Genomic DNA, 20,272 nt, shown 5'->3' with positions numbered 1-20,272 from the left:
AGATTAGCATTTTAAAAGACATGTCTATTAAAGACAGCACAATGTCCCAAATGAAATTTTGAGAAAAAGGAGCTTTTAATTAGTGAATAAAAAACGTGTAATGCTATGGCGTGCAGCCTGCGCAGTGGTTCTTGTACTTGGTATACTTTTACCAGCCACTTCAGCCTTGGCTCATGACCGTCATCACTCTGACGAGTACATAGATATTATCGTCAGGTACAGCGGCGAGGTTCCAGCAGAAGAAGACCTCGACCCGGAATTCAAAAATGTACGTACAATGACACTACTTCCTGTTCAGACGATGTCCGTCCCAGCTTCTTCAATCAAGGACATCAGCCAGATGGAGAATGTCGAACGTATCACCTATGATCAGGAGATGCACACAACCAGCACCAGTCACAGTTACCCCGTTCAGGCCGACGATTGGAATCAGGACATGATCGGTACATTCAATGCCTGGGAAGAAGGCATCACAGGCGAATCAGTCCGTGTTGCAGTTTTGGACACTGGTTTCTATGAGCACGGTGATATTGAGTACGCCGGTGGGTACAGTATATTTGAAGATGACACAGAAAACCCTGACTACTGGACGAACGATCACGACGGTCACGGTACACATGTCGCCAGCATCATTGGTGCCAACCAGGGGTCGCGTGCTCAAGGCGTGGCACCTGGAGTAAACCTTTATGGTGTAAAAGTATATCACCAGAAAGACGGAGACAAGACTAATGCAAGTAACCTACTAGCCGGACTACAGTGGGCAATCAATGAAAATATGGACATTATCAGTATCAGTTCAGGCTATGGTAACAAAAATCAAGACATCCATGACTTGATTCAACTGGCCGAACAGCAGGGGATCCTTCTGGTTGCAGCCAGCGGAAATATCTCAGAAAATAAGAATATTATTGATTATCCGGCAGCTCATCCTGAAGTGATCGCTGTGGCTAACGTCGATCAGAATGGTTATCGGGCAAGCGACTCAATGATTTCAGCAAAAAACGAACTGGCTGCTCCTGGTCTACAAATATTAGGTTTAGGCATCGATGGACCGGATAGTTTCAGAACAATGTCCGGCACGTCCCAAGCTACTCCTCACGTCGCAGGAATTGCTGCACTACTGATGCAGAAATATCCAGAGGAATCAGCTGCTCAAATAAGAGCACGGATGGCTGAAAAAGCTAGAGACCTTGGTGAGGAAGGTCGAGATCCGATTTATGGATACGGACTCGTTCATTACCTTCCTGAACAGATGGAAGAGCCCGAGCCCGAAGAAGACGTCGAAGAGGGCCCTACTGAAGAAGATGAAACGGAATCTGACTCCGATGACGACACTGAAACAAAAGACGACATGACTGATGAAGATACTGATGAAAACGGTAATGGAGAAGAACAGGATCCGGAAGAAATAGACGATACTGAATCCCCTCAGGATGACCTGGAAGACGATTCGTCCCCTGAAAAAGAGCCATCCGAGGATCAGGATTCAGAAGATAGTCAGGACGACGTATCAGATGCTGATGAAGAAGACGAAGCTGAAGAAGAAGAGCCTCTTCAGAGTACGGTATGGATCCGCCCTTCAGACACGAACGGGATGGCCGTCATCGATGACGAAGACCTAGAAGCTGTCGCAGACAATGGCCTGCTGGCAATCTCCTTTGACTCGTCACTGGAATATATTGAGCGAGTCAATCTTACTCCAGAACAAGTTGAATCGATCAGAAGCCGAAATATTACACTACTGATTGCACGTATCGATATGGAATGGGTCATTCCGGCAGCTAACCTGACTGAAGGAGAGGCTTTCCTGTCTTTCGAAACAGTTCAGGAGCCTCTGGACTACATTGAGACTTCTCACAGCGATCTGATCGACTTCTCAATTGAACAGAATGACCAGATGATTACATCTTTCCCTGAACAGATGACTTACCGCTTCTTTACAGAACAGGCTGAAGCCAATCAGCACCAGTTATACGAGTGGAACACGGCTCAGGAAGAATGGATTCTGCTGGGAGACACCTATACTAACAGCGCGGTAGTCGGTGAAACAGCTTCAGTTGCGACTATGGCTGTCTTTGATCCGATAGAACTCGAAGCTGCCATTTTAAGCAGTGAAGAACCTGAAGATGAACCGGAAGAAATAGAAGAAGAAACCGAGGAACCTGAAGAAGAATCGGAAGAAGATGAAACTGAAGAATCGACACGTGCTTCATTCGGTGACGGAGACAGCGAACTCCCAGTGGTACTGGTTGGAGGCCTCGTTATCCTGACTTCAGTTGGTGGAGGATTCTACTTCTTTGGAGGTAAACCTAAGCAGTAGAACGGCCATTAGCTGATCGATATAATGTAATATCTGAACAAAAAAGGATCACCCGACGTTGGGCGATCCTTTTTCTATTTATTTAAATGAATACGACCGTCTTCTCCCTGACTTGTTTCTAAGCTTGTAAATAATCGGGTTCAGAATAGCCAACAGGACAACGCCCAGGAACATGTAGAACGTCAGTGAATCCCCTTCTAAAGTAAAGTCTTCAAGGAAGGTATTTTCAACAATCAGCAAAGCTGTAGCAATTGCCAGATGTGAAATGGAAATAGCCAGAACTGAAAAGAAAGTCACTACAGTGTCTCTGCCTTTTGGAACAAGAGAAAGAACTAAAAACAGCACTAATATAGCCAGGATAATGCCAAACACCAATCTAAATTCCGTGAATAATTCAAGATCCATTTTATAAACTCCTTTAATTCATATACTTACTATATTCTACAAGGCAACCTCAGAAAATACAATCTTTTTAAAATGAAATATCACTGTCTGATACTCAATTAATAAAACTGCCGTCCAAACAGCCAGCCTCCGATCATATCGGTGACTGAATAGTAGTTTTCCATACGGGACGGATCCACTTCCTGTTCATCGTCGGTCAAGTGCAGGGCTTCAAAAATGATGTGGTGTTCATTGTAAAAGCCGATGTCTTCGAACTGCTCGTCGACCAGCCGGTGCTCATGCCCGATCAGATAACTCGAGTCTTCAGACCAGTGAACCACACCGTCAAGCCGAAACGTATAAGCGTCATCTTCTCCATATGAAAAATAATGCTGACTGCCGTTTGAGCCTACATAGGTATAGGGGAAGTCGCGCGTCACTTCCTCATCTTCGTACATCTCAAGCTGAGTCAGATTCTCCCCTAAGCTCTCAGAACGTCTGTAGGCACTGGCGATCGCTGGATCTTCGTGTGTTTCCATACCAAAAATCGTTGCCCGGTCTCTTATCCCCGGATGAATGTAATTATTCTGATCAAGCCAGAAATTATGAGATCGGTGGCCCCATAAGCCGTAGATGAGAGCAGGTATCAGTAGACTGAAAAACACCAGATGACCGATTTTCTGCGCTCTCGTCTTCCGGTCGGTGTAGATCAGAATGAACAGGTAAACTCCTGCCAATATGATCATGGCAATTGCTATAGCCGGCAACGTAAACGTGTAAAACTGTTCAGCTGCCATCCATTGTCTAAACATAGGTCTCTCCTATTCTAATATCCTGTTTTAGTCACGCTGATTCGGGAAAATCCAGTTCGGATAAACTTCACTGATTGCTGTCATACGATAATCAGACAAATCGGCCAGCTCTCTCTGCTCTGTTTCAGGTAACAGAAGAACATCAAAAATAATATCAAAGTCGTTTGCGAAACCTAATGTCTCGAAGCGGTCATCTGTCAGCCTGAACTGCCAGCCGTGAACTTCCCGTTCGCCTTGGGTCCACTCTACAGTACCCCTGATCCGGAATGCATACTGGCCTTCGTCTCCGAAAGAAAAATAATGGGTATCGTCTCTGGATCCCAGATAATCGTAAATCATTGGCTGTACCCTAGCATCAGCTTCATATTTTTCCAGTGCATTCAATTGTCTGTAAAGAGACGGGCTCTGACGCTGGGCTCTTATGACCTGCCGATCCTCATCTGACCGAATCCCTAAGATATAGGTATATTCTCTGATTCCGGGGTGAATGTATTCATTCTGCTCCACCCAGAAGCTGTAGCGGAGATGACCGAAGACAAAATACAGCAGACTGAGTAAAAGGATACTGATCACACTTAAATTAGTCCCTTTCCTCAGCTTCTGACCCTTGGCTGTGTAAGAATAAATAAAAATATAGACAAACACAAGGACAGCCAGGCCGATTATGGTCCAAGGCATGATTAGTGAGTAGAAGCGTTCGGCTTCAATCCAGGATTCATACATAGGTTAGCTCCTTCTACTTCTCTTCCAGTAACAGCTGGTCGACCATCGGCAGATAAAGAACATCTCCTTCATTTAGGTCGATCACCGGCTTGTCTTCTTCGAACCTCTGTCTCTGCATTTCATTCATTTCATATATTTCCGGGGTAATCTGCCCTCGTTCAAGCAGCGACTGATTGTCTTCTGCGCTGATGACCCCGGCAGGATTCATACGTGAGTGCAGTTCAATAATGGCTACCTCATCATTCTCAGAAAGGAGATACAGTTCCGAAGCCCTGGGACCCGTAGCACTTTCTATCGTATACTTGCCCGGTGACAGGTGCGTTCCTACACTGTAGTGTCCGGATGTCAGTGTGATCTGCTCTTCACCGAGCCCGGTGTTCACCCAGTTGCTCCCGGTTTCACCAGAATAGTCTACATAAAGGATTGGATCATTCCCGCTTACCTCAACCGTGTAGCCTTCTCGCAAATCGACATAGGCCTGCATCACGCCAGTTTCATTCTGAAAATGCTGATCAAAAGCCACTGAATCAGCTTCGTCTCTAATCACGACATGTGCTGTGTGGATGATCCAGAATTCAGGCCTGAAATCGCTCGACTCACTTTGAATATAAACCCGACCTTCAGGCAAGTCTTCGCCTACACTATACTCCCCTTCGTTCAGTTCAAAAGAGCCTGCATCAGAAAAGTCCAGTGCGTCCTCTCTTAATCGGCTGCTCAGCGGATACCGTCTATAGATGCCTTCGAATGCCTCATCCACCTGGGCTGATTCGCTGTAGCGCTCAATCGCTTCCTCATCAGGTTCGATCGGCCCCCCATCATAATGCGGTGAGCGGAGACCCGTAAAGCCGGCACAGCCGGAAAGCAACATAAGTGCACCGCTCAGTCCAGTCAGCTTGACGGACAGTTTAAACCGGTTCAGTCTCATGCTCATGCCCCCTGTCGTAAGAATGAAGTTCCAGGCCGTAGAGATGAGAATAATATTCTCCCGTACCAAGTGGTCCCACTGTCAGGGCGCCGTCTTTCATCTGACGGATCATCTGATAAAGAGCCAGCTGTTCTTTTTCATTAAGGGTTTCAAGTGGAATGCACAGCATGCTGTTCCCCAGATGCATGGTTCCTTCAGGCAAAGCTACAGACTCTTCCAGCTTCTCAGCCTGCTTCTGTGTACACATGAGTTTGAAATAGTCGATTTTATCAACATGGTGGTCGAAGACAAAATGCAACTGCTTGTCTTTCAGGAAAAAGACTTTGTCTGCGTACTCGTCCAGATTGTCGAGCAAGTGGGAAGCGACCATGATGATCTTCCCTTCGCGTCTCAAGTCAATCAATATGTCTGAGACGAGCGACACGTTTTCCGGATCGAGTCCGTTCATGACCTCGTCCATGAACATGATCGGTGTATCGGCCGCCACCACCATGGCAAAGCAGAGTCGCTGGCGCATACCTAGAGAGTAGGTGCTGACTTTGCGGTCCACATAGTCTTCCATTTCCAGGCGTTTGATGATCGCCTGAACCTGATCGCGCTTGCCTGACCACATATCCGCATACATCTGGATATGCTCCGTGCCCGAAAAGTTTTCATGCAGATCAGCCTGATTCGGGAAAAAGGTGATCAGCTTATGTAGAGCCAGAACATCCTTGTCCTTGGCCGAGTAGGCTGTCCCATCCACTTCGATCGCCCCGGATCTGACCGGAATAAAGCGCATGATCGCATTGAACAGAGTCGTTTTCCCGGTTCCGTTGGGCGCTACAAGCCCGATGATCTGCCCATTGTTCAATGTAAACGAGATGTTTTCCAGTACAACACGATCGCCGTAAGCAACGGTCATATCGGTGATAGTTAATGTCATTTAGTTTCTCTCCTTTTTAATCCAAGCGACTGAGTCGGAATGAGGCTGAACAGGTAGTGAAATGCCCCTTCAAGAGCAAGCCAGATCACCAGGGCAATCAGCGGCAGGCGCCAGAATTCGATGCCTGGAAGCTGGAACTGTCTGGCCATCTGTCCGGACAAAACGCCTACGCTGTTCGTGTAGAATGACGGCTGCCAGCCTGTAAGTGGCGGGAAGACCTGCCATAACGTATACGACAAGACCAGCCCGGCTGTGATGAACAAGGTCAGGTAGACATTTCGGATCATCCAGCTCAGTCCGGTGATGATCAGCAGAAACAGGAAACTGACGATCATGCCCATTCCGATCAGAAGGAGGCTGTACTGCCAGAGTGGGATGTATCTGACGGTCTGATTCATATAGATTTCAGTCGGATAATTCAAGCTGCCGGACGTTTCAAAGAACAGTGAAATGAGATAACTGGCCGCCAGCCCACCCAGAGCCACGACCCAAGTCAGGAACCACAGCATCCCGCTTCTAACCCGCCACTGAGCTTTAACAGGAACAGGCAGTCCCTGGGTCACACTGTAATTCTTCACTTGATCTTTCGTAAAATGATCCCCAGCGAGCAAAGCGATTGCAATGAACACGATGACCGTCACGAACAGTTCAACCTGCTGCTGAAGAATCTGAGACGACGCATACGGGTTCCATTCGATATCAAGGTTGTTGTCTTCAAGTGCATTGAAAAACGCGATCTGCTGCTCCACTTCTTCTATCGACGGCAGATAGACGTCCTGAAGAAGATCATAGGATTCAAAATCAGTTTCTTCATGAAGATAAAGATTATTTTCAGCCATTTCCCGGCCGTTATTTAAATAATCCGACACCACCTCTTCAAGCCCCTCAACAGTATTCCCTTCACGTTGAGTCATAATGTAGCGGTTCAGTCCGATCAGGATCGAATTGCGCCCCAGTCTCTGCTGGACTTCCTGACCTACTTCTCCTTCGAAGTGTGAGTCCGGAATCATTCGGAAAATCTGATGCGCATCACTGTATTCTGCGCGCAGCTGCATCTCAGGCAACGTCACATTCTGCTGCCTGTAAAGCAAGGAAAAGGACCCAAGAAAGACAAAAAATCCAATCAGCAGCAGGCGTGTCTTCCAGTCTCGAAGCATCAGCCGGCTGTTCCATTTAATTAATGTTTTCATCTGTATACAACGCCTCCTATCCTAAGAATGTCTGTCTAGTAATGTGTTTCGATGCCAAGTAGTTCAGCCCTTCAATTATCAATAAGGTGACAAGCAGGACAATGATACCTCTAGAATACGGAACAGGTTCCTGGACAATTGCGTCGATCATGCCTGTTGCGGCACCTCCCACCTGATAGTAGGTCTGAGGATACCAGCTTATATTAAGCCCCAGCAGTTCTGTCGTCTCTTCCCCGTAATAAAGAAAAGGAAATAACAATGCAAAGGATGTAGCAATTAGAACGACGACATCCTGCTTGACAATCAAGCTGATCAGCGTATTCAGACGTGTAAAGCCGTAGAGAAGCAGAGCCAGAAGCGGCAGTGCCCGGATAAAGAATGTTGAAAGATCAATAACAGACCAGATGGAGGCATGGAACGGTTCGCCTTCAGGTGCGGCTTCAAAAGCACCAGCAGGAAGCGATCCAAAACCAAAGCCGTACTGAATGCCATTGACGAGATAGAAAATCCCGGTTATGACCGCAAAGAACAGCGCAACAAAGACCAAAGCAGCCAGAGACTGGACCATCAGATAGGTAAACCAGTTCTTGGATACTCCGAGTTTTTGAGTGGTCAGCTTCCTGTCTTTTGTCACTACATCACTGATCATGAACAGCAGCAGGAAAATAAGTATGTATGGGCCCCATCCGATCAGGAACAGATGCATCTGCTGCAGACTCGTTCGTTCGTGGATATGGTGAAAACTGAGTGGCTCGACTTCATTAACGTAGACTTGATTTTTCATCGACTGAAACTCCCGTTCCTGAGCATAGCCCAGTATAGGAAGATTGAATCCTTCATCTTCCATAACGCTTCCCGGATCACCCTGAGGTCTGTAGTTAATCGTCAGGTAGCGTCTGGCATCCCCAGTCCGGATCGCTGTCAGCAGTTCACGCTGATTCACGTACTCGTTTCTAGCTTGCTGATAGGCGCTCGTCCCAGTAAAAAAGGATGGCAGGGTCTGACCCGTTTCTAGACGGTCTTCAAAGGTCTGCTGATTTGAGACGATAGACCGCTCGAGCTGAGCAACATCGACATCAAAATCTTCCGTTAGATTAGGCAGGATGAGAAGGCTATGTACCAGCACGACGCCTAAACTGAGAACCATAACCAGCCTGTTCTTCTTATTTCTCCACATATATTTCAAAGTTTCTTCTATAATCTGCTTGTACATTCTACCGATCCTTTATCTATGTATTTGTACTATTTAAATCATTCTATCATAGAAAACTAAGAAAAAAAGACGTTTTATCATTTTTTTCTAATCCGGATCATTCTTCATACTTTCTTCATAATATGAGCCCTTATATTGGCTCCGATATGACTGTTATTCACTTGAATCATTAATATAGAGTCGTTCATATATCAAGAACCAGTACTAAACTCACTCGGTATATTTCACTCGTAATATTCTGAATAAACTACATTATGGCACTTTAGAATACAGTTCAGCTTACCAGTTGAGTCGTAAACTAAAGTAATTTTGCTCACGGTCTAGTTTATCAGTACGATTCATCATTAGACTCCATAAATTTGTATTCATAACGCAGTTTAAATAGACATTTATCCCTATACTTCACTTACCATTGTAGACAAGGGGCTCGAAAAAGTTTCCGAGAAAATTTTCCTCCTCTTCTCTTTTAGTCCTGTTCTTTATAATGAAAAAACTCCCCGATCAGAGGAGTTTTCACACAATCAATTAATTTTCAATTGTCAGTGCGTATTCGTCGTTCAGCATGTAGGGTCTGTAATACGCAAGTGTACCAGCCATCGGCAGCACGTCTTCTGGCAGCTTGGTACCCAGCTCGTCACTCAGGTAGGCTCTCCTGCTTTCGATTCGTTTCCACATATCCGGATAATCCGCCCGTATGGCCTGCTTCAAATCATCATCTGCTAGAAGGACCGTACTTTCAGCTGAAACCCCGTTATGGCCAGTCTGAGAAGGGATGAAATCGACTTGAAACAGCATCCCCGACTGAACGACTGCTTCTGATCCTGTGTAAAATGGCGAAGACAGCCATTCTTCATCTGCCGTCAGATGACCCGGGCAAAGATGCCAGCCGTATGTGTCCTGCGGATAAAATGTATTGAAGGCATCATAAAAGTCTCCACCGCGCACACCTATTTTCAGATTCGTCAGCCAGTAATGATACGCTTCAAAATAAGGCATGACGACCTCTTCTAAGTATCCTTCATCTACTCCAGCAAGTTCTTCTTCATTTGTCACGGCATAGCCTGACCTGCTCGACAACCCGCCTTTATAAGAAACCGTCAGGGCCACTTTGTCTCCTTTGACGAGTCTGTTATCAGTCGGGTAAAGATTCCCTTTTATAAATCGGTCACCGAATGCACAGATCGTGACCACATTGTTGTACTGACCATCTCTGTTGAGACGGTTCCCAATTTCCAGTTCGCTCACTCCGACAGTAAGGCTATTCATTGCATCCAGCAGCGCATCTGATGCCAGAGCTACTCCGTATTCGTAATGTGCCGCTTCATTAGCATTGATGGTCACTCGTGCGCCATTTTCCGGACCAATCAGAAGTGCTGTCGCATTGACAAGCTTGTCTTTTCCGGCAACCGTCTCCAGGGCACTAACGATAAATTGCGGGATATCGAACTGACGAGTCATCCCCGGAATCAGCTTCCAGCCGACAAGGCCGACCTGACTGGACGTATCTATATCTGTCTCTTGAAGAACAGCTGTTAAATCATCCAGCTCTCCCATTGGCTGATTCGGCAGTGAGAAAAGCGCACACTTTCTTCCGACAGCTTTTAAGCGCGCATGCGGCGCTTTATTGATATTCTCATTACCCAGTATAAGTGTCGCCGAACCATCCTGGTTTAAAACCAGCAGCGCTTCTTCAAATCTCGGAATGAACCCGACCAGATACTCAAAACTACTGCCATGTTCCTTGTCGGCATAGATAACTAATGAAGACAGTCCATTGTCTTTCATGCGTTCAAGTACTTTGTTCAACCTTTCCTGAATAGTCTCATCCGTCAGCATGACCTTGCTTCTGATGTTGTCCATTTCAGGCTTCTTAACTTTTTTGACTACAACTGCCACTGTCATTCCCATCCTTTTCCATCATATCATTCAGTCAGGCTACACAAAACGCCTGTCTCTTCTATCCCTGTCAATCATATCACAGGGAATGGAATCCGGCATGTCGGGTAAGTGTTTTCTCATTTGAGACCTCTAGTCAGCCATTCTAGGATAACGTCTGATCAGCCAGGTATCGCAGGCACTATGTTCCGTCCCGTTAAGTGGAGCCTCCAGCTTTTCAAATCCATATTTACTGTAGAGATGGTTGGCATCTGACAATGAGGCAAACGTTTCAATGTAAAGTGCATTATAGTGAAGCGTACCAAAATCCATAGCCTTCTTGATCAGCTGATGAGCGTAGCCATTGCCACGCTCCCCTTTAATAATGTAGAGTTTCTGAATCTCTCCAACTTTCTCTTTCTCGTCAAATGGACCGACCCCGATTCCACCGATCACTGTTCCGTCTTTTTCCAGCACCCAGTACTGTCTGTCCGGTTTCTGATAATAGTCGTACAGTTCGAACAAGTACGGGTCGTAGTATGCTGTTCCCGGCATCTTGAGTCCTTCTTCTTCAAGGGACCGCTGAACGATCTGACCGATGATGTCATTATCTCTTTCTTCAATTTCCCTAAGTAAAAGCATGTGTTCTCCCCCCCGTTATTACTTCCCCTATAGCTCATGTGACCTAATAATTAATAACGTCAATATAGATTTTCATCTCATTATTATTTTTCTTATCCTATCATACTTTTTCCGGAGGATATAAGTTCTTATTAAAATGCACACTGTTATCTTATTATATCCATTAAATGATACTATTCAATTAGGATAAAAAACGCCCACATTGAGCACTAACATACGAAAGGATGTTAAAGCATGACTCAATCATTCGATGTCGTCGTCATAGGCAGCGGTGTAGCCGGAAAGAGTATTGCTTCAGGTCTGGCAGCTGCTGGTAGAACATTTGCCATTATTGAAGAAGATTTATGGGGCGGAACCTGGCCGAATCTTATGGCTTTCAAGAAGACCTTTACTGATCCGGTACCAGAACAAAGTAAAAAAAGTCTGGAATCAGCTGGAGTGACAACTATCACGGGATCAGCCGAATTTATCGGTAAAAATACACTTCAGATTGAAGACACCGTCATTAAAGGAACTTAGTTTGTCATTGCGACGGGTGCCCGTCCTTTCCTTAAGGAGGGCATTCTTAATTAACTGAAAAGCATATACAAAATGTGACACCCCGCTACCCCCATGAGTATATGATTACAGGTTTACCCCACCCCTTTGCTATACTGAATGAATAGAGAAGTAGGAGGAAGTAATATGATACGTTTCGAAGAGGTGTATAAATTTTATAATGACACCGCTGTGGTCGAGGACTTTTCGCTGGAAATTAATGAAGGTGAGTTCTTTGTCCTGATCGGCCCCAGCGGAAGTGGAAAGACGACAACACTTAAAATGATTAATCAGCTGATCCACTTAACTGAAGGGACGATCCTGATCGACGACAAGCGTATCAGTGACTATGATCTGCAGGAACTGCGCTGGAATATCGGCTATGTGCTGCAGCAGATTGCCCTGTTTCCCAATATGACAGTAGAACAGAACATCACTACCGTTCCGGAAATGAAAAAGTGGTCTAAGGAAGACATGAAAAACCGTGTAACTGAACTGCTGGATACGGTAGGTCTGGACCCTGACAAATACCGGAACCGCCAAGTCTCTGAATTGTCAGGCGGTGAGCAGCAGAGAATCGGAGTCATCCGGGCTCTGGCAGCTGATCCAGACATCATTTTAATGGATGAGCCGTTCAGCGCTCTGGATCCTATCAGCCGAAGCCGTCTGCAGAAAGACGTGGTCGAGCTTCAGCACAAACTGAAGAAGACAGTAGTCTTTGTGACGCATGACATGCAGGAAGCCATCAATCTGGGCGACCGTATCTGTGTGATGAATCAGGGCAGGATCGAACAGGTCGGTACTGCCGAAGAGATACTGAAGCACCCGGCCAATGACTTTGTCAGAGAATTCCTGCAGACTGGTCTGCCGCATTACCAGGAAGAAAAGACTGTCCAGCATTTAATCGACAACGACTACATCACCAGAACCTCAGATGCACCAAGTACGGCGTCGATCGACGCAGATGCGCCAGTTAACGACTTGCTTTTATTGATGGCAGACCATTCAATTGTCAAGGTGACCCATGCCGATCAGGAAGACTGCATGGTTACACGTGACCACCTGGTTCATTACCTGGCCAGCCAAGTCAACGCTGATAAGGAGGCCTCTGCATCATGACAACTTTAATCGATACTTTCCAACAAAGAAGCAGTGACCTCGGAACGGCTCTCATCGAACACATGCAGCTGTCCTTTATGGCGTTGATCATTGCTGTACTGATCGCTGTTCCCTTGGGCATTTTTCTAATCGGATACAAGCGCATCGCTGAACCGATCATACAAATCACTGCTATTTTTCAGACTATCCCTTCACTAGCAGTCCTGGGTCTTCTGATTCCACTAGTCGGTATAGGAACAGTGCCTGCGGTAATGGCTCTTATAATCTATGCCCTGCTTCCGATACTTAGAAACACCTACACCGGACTTGAGGGAGTAGACCCGTCTCTTAACGAAGCCGCTGATGCTATGGGAATGAGCCGCTGGCGCAAACTGCGTAAAGTACAGCTTCCACTGGCTATGCCTGTCATTATGGCGGGGATCAGAACAGCGATGGTTCTCATCATCGGAACTGCAACAGTTGCTGCTCTGATCGGTGCTGGCGGACTCGGTAATCTGATCCTTCTAGGAATTGACCGTGGTGACAACAACCTGATCCTGTTAGGTGCCGTCCCGGCGGCACTACTGGCTATTATTTTCGACCAGCTGCTGCGCTACTTCCAGAATGCGTCATTCAAAAAGACTGCGACCATTCTCGGTTCAGGTCTTCTTATGATCCTGCTTCTACTGGCGGCCCCCCTAGTCTTCGGAGAAGATGAGGATATCATCATTTCAGGAAAACAGGGAGTAGAGCCTGAAGTGCTGATGAATATCTACAAACTGCTGATCGAAGACCAGAGCGATATAACTGCTGCTGTGGAACCAAACTTCGGTCAGACCAACTTTGTTTTCAATGCGTTAAGGTCAGGTGAAATCGATATTTATACAGAATTCACCGGGACAGTCCTGACGACTTTCTTCGACATCGTTCCTGAACCTGGTACAAGCGAAGAAGAAGTCTTTACTGAAGCTAGAGATCTGATATCAGAAGAATATAATATGACACTGCTGGATCCAATGGCGTTCAATAACACGTATGCTCTGGCTGTCACTTCCGAATTTGCTGAAGAACATGATGTGGTGACTATTTCGGACCTTGCCAATGTCACTGACGAAGTTGATGCCGGATTTACACTGGAATTCAATGACCGCACAGACGGCTACCCTGGTATCCAGGACATGTATGGCATCACGTTTGGGAATGTAACAACTATGGATGCCCAGCTGAGGTACACGGCTATCGAAAGAGGCGACATCAATCTGATCGATGCCTACAGTACCGATGCCGAAATCGATGAATATAATCTGGTCGTGCTTGAAGATGACCAGGGATTATTCCCTCCTTACCAAGGCGCGCCACTGATGCTTGACGCCTTGCTGGATGAGTACCCGGAAATCGAAGAGATTCTGTCTGTTCTTGACGGCCTGATCGACGATGATCAGATGCGAGGAATGAACTACGAAGTAGCCTTTGAAAGTCGATCAGCTGAAGATATCGCACGTGACTTCCTGATTGAACAGGGTCTGCTTGAAGAATAAATTCTTTCAGAAAAACAATTATATGATCAAAGTCCAGCTGTTTTTTACGGCTGGGCTTTTTCACTTTTTAAACCTCTATCGGTTTGATCAATGTTCGGGTTTTACCCTAATAAAACGATGCGAAACAGTGAATATTCGTGTTTTTCTCCTCTACAACTGAACGTTCTGAGCTTTACCTATTGATAACATAATTAATTTTTGATTAGATTTAAATACTTTATGCGAATAAATAAAATTGATCGACCCTCTTTATCCCTATCACAATAGCTTTTGAAACGGCTATCACGATATTTTAAATCCTATCTATTAATGAGAAGTTACTCATTGTAAAAAATGCCTGAAAATACCATTTGATAAGCTTCCACCATTTTGATACACTAATCCTTAAAATTATCAGACCGAACAGCCAAATCTTAAGGAGGATTTTCATTTATGTCACAATGGGAAACGAAATTTGCTAAAAAAGGCTTCACTTTTGATGATGTACTATTAATGCCACAGGAAAGTCATGTTTTACCGAACGATGTTGATCTGAGTATCAGTCTAACCGATAAAGTCAAATTGTCGATCCCCGTATTGAGTGCCAGCATGGACACTGTGACTGACTCCCGAATGGCGATTGCCATGTCACGTCAAGGCGGACTGGGTATTATCCATAAGAACATGTCTATCGAAGACCAGGCGATGGAAGTCCGTAAAGTTAAACGTTCTGAAAACGGCGTGATCATTGATCCGTTCTACCTGACACCGGACCACCTGATTTCTGACGCTGAAGAACTGATGTCCCGCTACCGTATCAGTGGTGTGCCTTTAGTCAATTCTATGGAGGACCGTGTACTTGTCGGTATCCTGACAAACCGCGATCTGCGCTTCCTGACTGACTATACTCAAGCAATCAGCACAGCAATGACTAAAGATGACATGGTCACTGCACCAGTGGGTACGTCTTTAGAAGACGCCGAGAAAATTCTTCAGAGACACAAGATCGAAAAACTGCCGATCGTTGACGAAAATAACCGTTTAAGTGGACTGATTACAATCAAGGACATTGAAAAAGTCGTTGAATTTCCTAATGCTGCGAAAGATTCACATGGCCGACTACTTGTTGGGGCAGCCATTGGTGTAACCAGCGACTCATTCGAACGGGCTCAGGCACTTGTAGAAGCAGGAGTTGACGTGATCGTTATAGATACAGCTCACGGACACAGTGCAGGTGTGATCCGAAAAATCAAGGAACTGCGTGAAGAGTTCCTTGATGTTGCACTGATTGCAGGAAACGTCGCAACTGCAGAAGGCACACGTGCTCTATTTGAAACTGGCGTAGACGTCGTTAAAGTAGGAATCGGTCCCGGATCGATCTGTACGACTCGTGTCGTTGCTGGTGTCGGTGTCCCTCAAATAACTGCTATCTACGATTCTGCTTCTGTGGCTAGAGAATTCGGCAAGCCGATTATCGCAGATGGTGGAATCAAGTACTCCGGCGATATCGTAAAAGCTCTCGCTGCCGGTGGACATGCCGTCATGCTGGGTAGCCTGCTTGCAGGAACAGACGAATCACCTGGTGAATTCGAAATCTTCCAGGGGCGCCGCTTCAAGACTTACCGTGGCATGGGAAGCCTGGGCGCTATGAAGCAGGGTTCTAGTGACCGTTACTTCCAGGATTCTAAAAACGAAGCCAACAAGCTGGTTCCAGAAGGTATTGAAGGCCGAATCGAATACAAAGGAAGCCTGCAGGAAGTTATCTTCCAGATGCTAGGTGGACTGCGTTCTGGTATGGGCTATGCAGGAGCAAAAGACTTGAAAGCCTTGAGAGAAGACACTCAGTTTATTCAAATGAGTGGTGCCGGACTTCGCGAGTCTCACCCGCATGATGTTCAAATTACAAAAGAAGCACCGAACTATTCTGTACGCTAATTGATAAATTTTTTTAAGATAAGGGTGAATTAAGTGACCTCTACTATTGATACGACAACATTAGAAAAACTGATCGTTCTGGACTTCGGAAGCCAGTACAATCAGCTGATCACACGCCGTATAAGAGAATTCGGTGTCTACTCCGAACTGCTTCCGCACACAACAACTGCAGAAGAACTGAAAAATATGAATGTTAAAGGCATCATCTTCTCCGGTGGACCGATGAGTGTCTATGACGAGAATGCCTTCTCGATCGATCCAGAAATATTCGAACTGGGCATTCCGATTCTGGGTATCTGTTACGGTATGCAACTGATGACCTATATGCTTGGCGGAGAAGTCAGCCCAAGCAAAAACCGTGAATACGGAAAAGCTGAAATCAGTGTGCAGGACCGCACAGCCGCTCTCTTTACAACATTGGAGGAAGAAGAGAATGTCTGGATGAGCCACGGAGATTACGTAACTAAGAGTCCGGAAGGCTTCACTGTCACAGCTTCAAACGATCACTGCCCGATCAGTGCCATCCAGAACCTGGACAAAAATTTCCACGCCGTACAGTTCCACCCGGAAGTCCGTCATACAGAAAACGGCAATGAAATTCTGCGCAACTTTGCCTTTGGCGTCTGTGAATGCTCAGGAAACTGGACTATGCAGAACTTCATTGACATGGAAGTAGATAAAATCAGAGAACTCGTTGGCGACAGAAAAGTCCTCCTTGGTTTATCCGGCGGTGTCGATTCAAGTGTTGTTGGCGTGCTTCTGAATAAAGCCATCGGAGACCAGCTGACTTGTATCTTTGTCGACCACGGCCTGCTTCGTAAAGATGAAGGCGATCAGGTCATGGCCAGTCTAGAAGGCAAATTCGGACTGAACGTGATCCGCGTCGATGCAAAAGACCGCTTCTTAAGCAAACTGAACGGCGTATCAGATCCTGAACAGAAACGTAAGATCATCGGAAACGAATTCGTCTATGTCTTCAACGACGAAGCAGCAAAACTCGACGGCATCGACTTCCTGGCTCAAGGAACCTTGTATACCGATGTAATCGAGAGTGGAACAGCCACAGCTCAGACCATCAAATCTCACCACAACGTTGGCGGACTTCCTGATGACATGACCTTTGAGCTGATCGAACCGTTGAATACCCTATTTAAAGACGAAGTCCGCGAACTGGGACTTGAACTGAACATGCCCGAGTCCCTAGTCTGGCGTCAGCCATTCCCTGGACCCGGTCTGGGTATCCGAGTGATCGGTGAAATCACTGAAGAAAAACTTGAAATCGTCCGAGAAAGTGACGCTATTTTAAGAGAAGAAATCAAAAAAGCTGGCCTTGACCGCGACATCTGGCAATACTTCACGGTCCTGCCTGGCTTCAAGAGTGTCGGTGTCATGGGAGACGGCCGCACATATGACTATACAATCGGCATCCGTGCCGTTACTTCCATTGACGGTATGACCGCAGACTTCGCCCGCATCCCGTGGGACGTCCTGCAAAAAATCTCTGTCAGAATCGTCAACGAAGTCAAGCACGTCAACCGTATCGTGTATGATGTAACGAGTAAGCCACCTTCAACTGTTGAGTGGGAGTAATACTTAATAACGAATTTAGTATTAAGGTTCTCATTTTAAGAGTTATTCTAAAATGCCCCCATTTTGTAATAGTCTACAAAATGGGGGCATTATATTAATTGATGAGTAGTTTCAAAAATATACAGAGGTAAGGACTTTCCCATAGAAATCAGACATAGCTCGTTAAATTTATGGATCTTTCTAGCGCTATTTATTTTTGGTCTCGTTCTTCATACATTGGAGGTATCATTTTTCCTGGTTACTCTTCCAATCGCTATTATCTTTTATGTCATTATCTACAATACGGTTAGGCTGATCAGAATAGAAAAAGCAAGCACCACTTCCAGACAATAATTATAAAAGGCATGCCATGGAAAATAAAATTCCGGCATGCCTTTCTCATGTTCTTTTTCATGTATCTAAGCTCGGTCATATTAATCCGCCGGCCAGTGATCTCCGGTCTCATAATCCAGTTCGATGCCATCCTGCTGGTTGGGGACGAACACGTTGAATGTCAGAGTTTCTCCGTCATCGTCTACAGAGAAACCTTCCATGATAATGCCGTGGGCAAGAAGATTGTCTCCTTCAAATAATGGCGTGATCCGGTAGCGGACCTGCATCTCTGTTTCTTCGACCACATTGGCGACGAAGTTTTCAAATGGCAGCATCCCCTCGGCGTTAAACTGACGTGTCCCGGTCATAAGGTTCTCACGCCCATCATACCCAGTCATCTGGTGCCCGATTAAATGGCTGCGGTTATATAACCAGTTTCCTGACACAATCTCGTAGTTCCCCTGATTCCATCCAGTTGGTTCGATATGTCCGATTGATCCGCGCTGTTCTGCCGGCATCAAGTCGATATCAAGCAGTGCTTCCGCTACGCCGACGCGGCCAAGTTCATCCAGGTCGGCATACGTATGAAAGGGTTCACTGACTTCCAGTTCTTCATTAGTGAAGAATGGAATATTGTCATTCACTTCTAAGTATAGTGAGTCGATGGGTAAGTCATCCGGTCCCGGAATATCCGCTTCTGCTATTCCGCTAACAGTGCCTGAACTGCTTTCCGTCAGCCCTAAGGCGTCTTCCAGAAGGTCACACCCACTCAAAAATAATGCCGAGCTAATCAGCCCGACCGCTGTAACTTTTTTCAACATGTAATCAAAACACCCTTTATTCCTCCGAGCAGCTTTACTTATTACTAGCTACTCTATTTTTTATAACACATATGCCAGAATTGAACCGATTGCCAGGAGAACCAGAATGACTTTCAGATATTTGTGTGTTATTTCCTGTACTTCTACTCGGTCAGCAAGCAAGTCCTTCATTGTTTTATTCATCAGGCCACACCTTTCCTACTGACAGCTTATCAAATCAAGCTCCCGTGTACCAGGTCAGAATGCCTAAAACGGCAAAGAGGATTGGTATAATCTGTATAAACAAAGCAACAAGTGCAGCCATAGGTACCCAGCGTTCCGTTTCGTAAGTCTGTGTATAATTCAGTATGTAAAGCGCAAACCCTATTCCCAGAACAGGAACAAGGTACGCCAGCATAATGAACATAGGCAGTTTACGTGAATCAAAAGATTCGATCTCATTTGTGTTCATCTGTTTGAGCTCCCTAAATTCGTAATGGTAATTCATGTCTATTTCCGGTTGATCCTCTTTCTTCTGATATAGAAAATATACAGATAAAAGAGCCCCAACATGGCTATATAGACAAGTCTCAAGTTAACTAAAGTCTGGTTGAAAGCTAATTCATAGGCGAAATTGTAAAGCAGTAAGAAAAGTATAAAAGAAAATGCGACTGCAACGGTTGTTTGTTCTTTCTTCATAACATTACCCCTTTCGAGAGTTGTGTTACTGTCAAATTTTTTTGTTCTTAAAGGTCTATAACCGTTGTTCTATCAAGGAAAAGACAAAAAACACTTGCCCCTCCCTCATTTATCGGTAAAATAGTAGGTATCCGACTACCAAACTATCCCCAGAAAGAAGGAAAAGCAAGTGCTGTATACCCCTATTATAAACTGTCAGTTTGAAATTATCTACTATTGCCTGAAAGAAAATATCAGACAACAGGAAATGCTTGAAAAATATCGTGAATTGACCCGTTCTCTTATCGAAGAACGTAATCGTTGGACAACGCACTCCCGTGCTCCGACCGTATCTAAACCACTTGACCAGCCCTATCCTCACATGGAGATTGATGCATTGCCGGTGATCAAAAAGGTGCATGATTTAGATTACCGACTCATTCTCACTTATTCAGAAGAACTTGGATCTCCAATCAAACCGATTAGAGGAAGAACGAGAGCGAAACAACTCTCCGAAAAAGAACAGTGTTCGCGCTGCCATGCGCCTCACCAGTATCTTTACATAAACAGTAAAAAAACTGGCCAGAGACTGTGTAAAGTGTGTAAGCACACGCATATCCCTGGAAAAGAATCCGAAAAACCACGCTTAATTCGTTGCCCGCACTGTATGGGGGCACTGGAGAAAATCAAAACCCGGGAAGGGTTCGAGATTTTCAAATGTAAAAAGAAAGCCTGCCCGTACTACCAACAGCGAATGCGTGAGATCCATAGAGATTCATATCTGAAAGCCACTTAT

At 45.5% G+C, this 20,272-nt stretch carries 20 protein-coding genes; 7 read left to right on the top strand and 13 right to left on the bottom strand.

Translation table 11 applies throughout. The features are described 5' to 3' along the window. Positions 1-82 precede the first annotated feature (82 nt). Positions 83-2,320 (top strand): S8 family peptidase, encoded by a 2,238-nt coding sequence (locus ACYQ4S_RS02675; RefSeq protein WP_459769202.1) that lies wholly within the window; start codon positions 83-85, stop codon positions 2,318-2,320. Positions 2,321-2,398: 78 nt separating this feature from the next. On the opposite strand, the gene ACYQ4S_RS02670 is transcribed toward ACYQ4S_RS02675, so the two are convergent. The 9 genes from ACYQ4S_RS02670 to ACYQ4S_RS02630 all read right to left on the bottom strand — a co-directional run bounded on the left by ACYQ4S_RS02670 (position 2,399) and on the right by ACYQ4S_RS02630 (position 11,009). Beyond that, a complete protein-coding gene (locus tag ACYQ4S_RS02670) occupies positions 2,399-2,725 on the bottom strand; it encodes a hypothetical protein (protein WP_459769200.1) in 327 nt (108 codons plus the stop codon). Between the two features lie 98 nt (positions 2,726-2,823). Continuing rightward, a complete protein-coding gene (locus ACYQ4S_RS02665) occupies positions 2,824-3,516 on the bottom strand; it encodes a hypothetical protein (RefSeq protein WP_459769198.1) in 693 nt (230 codons plus the stop codon). Between the two features lie 27 nt (positions 3,517-3,543). Continuing rightward, on the bottom strand, positions 3,544-4,239 hold the full coding sequence (locus ACYQ4S_RS02660) for a hypothetical protein (RefSeq protein WP_459769197.1): 696 nt from the start codon (positions 4,237-4,239) through the stop codon (positions 3,544-3,546). A gap of 13 nt (positions 4,240-4,252) precedes the next feature. Then, complete coding sequence (locus ACYQ4S_RS02655; RefSeq protein WP_459769195.1) at positions 4,253-5,164, bottom strand: hypothetical protein; 912 nt, start codon at positions 5,162-5,164, stop codon at positions 4,253-4,255. Then, positions 5,145-6,089 carry an ABC transporter ATP-binding protein gene (locus tag ACYQ4S_RS02650; RefSeq protein WP_459769193.1) on the bottom strand — a complete coding sequence of 315 codons (945 nt, stop codon included), beginning with the start codon at positions 6,087-6,089 and terminating at the stop codon, positions 5,145-5,147. The genes ACYQ4S_RS02655 and ACYQ4S_RS02650 overlap by 20 nt, the downstream gene beginning before the upstream one ends. Then, positions 6,086-7,279, bottom strand: coding sequence for a hypothetical protein (locus tag ACYQ4S_RS02645; protein ID WP_459769191.1), 1,194 nt, complete (start codon positions 7,277-7,279; stop codon positions 6,086-6,088). Before ACYQ4S_RS02645 ends, ACYQ4S_RS02650 begins: the two co-directional genes overlap by 4 nt. Positions 7,280-7,295: 16 nt before the next feature. Next, positions 7,296-8,492, bottom strand: a complete 1,197-nt coding sequence (locus ACYQ4S_RS02640) for a hypothetical protein (RefSeq protein WP_459769189.1) — start codon at positions 8,490-8,492, stop codon at positions 7,296-7,298. Between the two features lie 525 nt (positions 8,493-9,017). Further along, on the bottom strand, positions 9,018-10,394 hold the full coding sequence (locus ACYQ4S_RS02635; RefSeq protein WP_459769227.1) for a M24 family metallopeptidase: 1,377 nt from the start codon (positions 10,392-10,394) through the stop codon (positions 9,018-9,020). Between the two features lie 126 nt (positions 10,395-10,520). Then, positions 10,521-11,009: a GNAT family N-acetyltransferase gene (locus tag ACYQ4S_RS02630; RefSeq protein ID WP_459769187.1), complete on the bottom strand. Its 489-nt coding sequence runs from the start codon at positions 11,007-11,009 to the stop codon at positions 10,521-10,523. Between the two features lie 234 nt (positions 11,010-11,243). Between ACYQ4S_RS02630 and ACYQ4S_RS02625 the strand changes: the two genes are divergently transcribed. The 5 genes from ACYQ4S_RS02625 (at position 11,244) to guaA (ending at position 17,686) form a co-directional block, all read left to right on the top strand. After that, entirely contained in the window at positions 11,244-11,528 is a 285-nt protein-coding gene (locus ACYQ4S_RS02625) for a hypothetical protein (RefSeq protein WP_459769185.1), read from the top strand. A 165-nt stretch (positions 11,529-11,693) separates the two neighbouring features. Further along, complete coding sequence (locus ACYQ4S_RS02620) at positions 11,694-12,665, top strand: ABC transporter ATP-binding protein (RefSeq protein WP_459769184.1); 972 nt, start codon at positions 11,694-11,696, stop codon at positions 12,663-12,665. Further along, the gene (locus ACYQ4S_RS02615; protein WP_459769182.1) at positions 12,662-14,182 is read left to right on the top strand and encodes an ABC transporter permease/substrate-binding protein; all 1,521 of its coding nucleotides are present in this window, start codon (positions 12,662-12,664) and stop codon (positions 14,180-14,182) included. Before ACYQ4S_RS02620 ends, ACYQ4S_RS02615 begins: the two co-directional genes overlap by 4 nt. Before the next feature lie 432 nt (positions 14,183-14,614). After that, entirely contained in the window at positions 14,615-16,096 is a 1,482-nt protein-coding gene (guaB, locus tag ACYQ4S_RS02610; protein ID WP_459769180.1) for an IMP dehydrogenase, read from the top strand. A 33-nt stretch (positions 16,097-16,129) separates the two neighbouring features. Then, on the top strand, positions 16,130-17,686 hold the full coding sequence (guaA, locus tag ACYQ4S_RS02605; protein WP_091264859.1) for a glutamine-hydrolyzing GMP synthase: 1,557 nt from the start codon (positions 16,130-16,132) through the stop codon (positions 17,684-17,686). A gap of 413 nt (positions 17,687-18,099) precedes the next feature. On the opposite strand, the gene ACYQ4S_RS02600 is transcribed toward guaA, so the two are convergent. Genes ACYQ4S_RS02600 through ACYQ4S_RS02585 form a run of 4 tightly spaced genes read right to left on the bottom strand, consistent with a single transcriptional unit; the run spans position 18,100 to position 19,497 of the window. Further along, positions 18,100-18,819, bottom strand: a complete 720-nt coding sequence (locus ACYQ4S_RS02600) for a DNA/RNA non-specific endonuclease (RefSeq protein ID WP_346023929.1) — start codon at positions 18,817-18,819, stop codon at positions 18,100-18,102. A gap of 60 nt (positions 18,820-18,879) precedes the next feature. Further along, a complete protein-coding gene (locus tag ACYQ4S_RS02595; protein WP_346023930.1) occupies positions 18,880-19,002 on the bottom strand; it encodes a hypothetical protein in 123 nt (40 codons plus the stop codon). Positions 19,003-19,036: 34 nt separating this feature from the next. Further along, complete coding sequence (locus ACYQ4S_RS02590; protein WP_346023931.1) at positions 19,037-19,270, bottom strand: hypothetical protein; 234 nt, start codon at positions 19,268-19,270, stop codon at positions 19,037-19,039. A 38-nt stretch (positions 19,271-19,308) separates the two neighbouring features. Continuing rightward, positions 19,309-19,497, bottom strand: coding sequence for a hypothetical protein (locus ACYQ4S_RS02585; protein WP_459769177.1), 189 nt, complete (start codon positions 19,495-19,497; stop codon positions 19,309-19,311). 169 nt (positions 19,498-19,666) lie between these two features. On the opposite strand from ACYQ4S_RS02585, the gene ACYQ4S_RS02580 reads away from it, so the two are divergent. After that, a partial coding sequence (locus tag ACYQ4S_RS02580) for a hypothetical protein (protein ID WP_459769175.1) occupies positions 19,667-20,272 on the top strand: 606 nt, incomplete at its 3' end.

Source organism: Alkalibacterium sp. s-m-28 (assembly GCF_054658175.1).
Note: the sequence above shows the minus strand (reverse complement) of the source record. Positions and strands in the feature narration are given on the sequence as shown.